This window comes from Devosia riboflavina (genome assembly GCF_000743575.1).
Taxonomy (GTDB): Bacteria; Pseudomonadota; Alphaproteobacteria; order Rhizobiales; family Devosiaceae; genus Devosia; species Devosia riboflavina.
Map to the genome: position 1 here is coordinate 1 of NZ_JQGC01000071.1, position 641 is coordinate 641.

Sequence of the window (641 nt, forward strand, 5' to 3'; positions counted from 1 at the left end):
GGGCCGAACACGTCCTTCACGAAGAACGCCGTCTCGCTCACCATCGGGCCCCAGCCCGCTTCATACCAGCCCACCGAACCGTCATCGAACTGCACCTGCAGCATGCCGTAATTGTTCTTGGCCACCTCGTCGGTGAGCTTGGCGCCGATGGCGTGGACCTTGACCGGCTTGGCGCTCGTCATCTGGCACATCACGTCCACGTAGTGCACGCCGCAATCGACGATGGGCGGAAACGAGTCCATCAGCCGTTTGTGCCAGGACCAGGTTTCTCCATTCGACTGCTGGTTGAGGTTCATGCGGAACACCAGCGGCGTGCCCAGTTCGCGCGCGATCTCGATGAACTTGATCCAGCTCGGGTGCTGGCGAAGGATGTAGCCGATCACCAGCTTGCGGTTCGTGCGCTTCGCCGTCGCCACCACCGCCTCGGCGTCCTTCACCGTCAGCGCCATCGGTTTTTCCACGAAGACATGCGCACCCGCTTCCATCGCCTTGATGGCATAGGGCGCATGTGTATCGGGCAGCGTATTGATCGAGACCACGTCGGGCTCGAGCGTCTTGAGCGCGGTATCGAAATCCGAGAATTTCTGGGCGCCCTGCAGCGCCTCGGGCAATTGCACCTTGTCGATGTGGCGCGTGCACAC

1 protein-coding gene is annotated in these 641 nt (G+C 61.8%); it reads right to left on the reverse strand.

The genetic code is table 11. The features are described from left to right. A partial coding sequence (locus JP75_RS24715; protein WP_035087906.1) for a Gfo/Idh/MocA family protein occupies positions 1–641 on the reverse strand: 641 nt, incomplete at both ends.